We start from the raw sequence: 1,038 nt of genomic DNA, 5'->3' as shown, positions 1-1,038 counted from the left end.
AAAAATGGTGGAGCCTAGCGGGATCGAACCGCTGACCTCCTGCGTGCAAAGCAGGCGCTCTCCCAGCTGAGCTAAGGCCCCACAAACATCTAAAATGGTCGGGAAGACAGGATTCGAACCTGCGACCCCTTGGTCCCAAACCAAGTGCTCTACCAAGCTGAGCTACTTCCCGTATGGCGCGCCCGAGAGGAGTCGAACCCCTAACCTCTTGATCCGTAGTCAAACGCTCTATCCAATTGAGCTACGGGCGCATGGTGCCGAGGGCCGGACTTGAACCGGCACGGTAGTCACCTACCGCAGGATTTTAAGTCCTGTGTGTCTGCCAATTCCACCACCCCGGCATGGAATTTGGAATTGTAATGGAGCGAAAGACGGGATTCGAACCCGCGACCCCCACCTTGGCAAGGTGGTGTTCTACCACTGAACTACTTTCGCAAAATGCGGGTGGAGGGACTTGAACCCCCACGTCAAGAGACACTAGATCCTAAGTCTAGCGCGTCTGCCAATTCCGCCACACCCGCAAAATGGTGAGCCATGAAGGATTCGAACCTTCGACCCTCTGATTAAAAGTCAGATGCTCTACCTACTGAGCTAATGGCTCCCTAAATGGTGCCGGCCAGAGGACTTGAACCCCCAACCTACTGATTACAAGTCAGTTGCTCTACCAATTGAGCTAGGCCGGCTCATGATGGAGGATGCAGGGCTCGAACCTGCGACCCCCTGCTTGTAAGGCAGGTGCTCTCCCAGCTGAGCTAATCCTCCGGTAAAGCCTGGCGACGTCCTACTCTTGCAGGGGTAAAACCCCAACTACCATCGGCGCTGAAGAGCTTAACTGCTGTGTTCGGCATGGGAACAGGTGTGACCTCTTCGCTATTGTCACCAGACATTTAATTTTCAAGGACAAGTTATATTATATTCACTTTTAGTATTAAAAGCAAGTGTTTTTGAGAAAAAACTTTTATTAATACTAGTTAGTAAAACAAGGATTATATCCACCCTCAAAACTAGATAAGAGACAAGCATCAAACGGTGTTCAAA

At 50.8% G+C, this 1,038-nt stretch carries 9 tRNA genes and 1 rRNA gene; all 10 read right to left on the bottom strand.

Annotated features, from left to right (window positions below):
• Positions 1 to 5: 5 nt before the first annotated feature.
• The 10 genes from ASE01S_RS15395 to rrf all read right to left on the bottom strand — a co-directional run bounded on the left by ASE01S_RS15395 (position 6) and on the right by rrf (position 884).
• Positions 6 to 81: transfer RNA gene (locus ASE01S_RS15395), tRNA-Ala, on the bottom strand.
• Between the two features lie 14 nt (positions 82 to 95).
• Positions 96 to 172 (bottom strand) — tRNA-Pro (locus ASE01S_RS15390).
• Between the two features lie 2 nt (positions 173 to 174).
• Positions 175 to 251: transfer RNA gene (locus tag ASE01S_RS15385), tRNA-Arg, on the bottom strand.
• A 1-nt stretch (position 252) separates the two neighbouring features.
• Positions 253 to 341 (bottom strand) — tRNA-Leu (locus tag ASE01S_RS15380).
• 19 nt (positions 342 to 360) lie between these two features.
• Positions 361 to 435, bottom strand: a tRNA-Gly gene (locus ASE01S_RS15375).
• Between the two features lie 4 nt (positions 436 to 439).
• Positions 440 to 521, bottom strand: a tRNA-Leu gene (locus ASE01S_RS15370).
• 4 nt (positions 522 to 525) lie between these two features.
• A tRNA-Lys gene (locus tag ASE01S_RS15365) sits at positions 526 to 601 on the bottom strand.
• Positions 602 to 607: 6 nt separating this feature from the next.
• Positions 608 to 683 (bottom strand) — tRNA-Thr (locus ASE01S_RS15360).
• A gap of 6 nt (positions 684 to 689) precedes the next feature.
• Positions 690 to 762: transfer RNA gene (locus ASE01S_RS15355), tRNA-Val, on the bottom strand.
• Between the two features lie 6 nt (positions 763 to 768).
• Positions 769 to 884 (bottom strand): 5S ribosomal RNA (rrf, locus tag ASE01S_RS15350).
• Positions 885 to 1,038: the final 154 nt, after the last annotated feature.

Source organism: Amphibacillus sediminis NBRC 103570 (assembly GCF_001552275.1).
GTDB classification, from domain to species: domain Bacteria; phylum Bacillota; class Bacilli; order Bacillales; family Amphibacillaceae; genus Amphibacillus_B; species Amphibacillus_B sediminis.
Note: the sequence above shows the minus strand (reverse complement) of the source record. Positions and strands in the feature narration are given on the sequence as shown.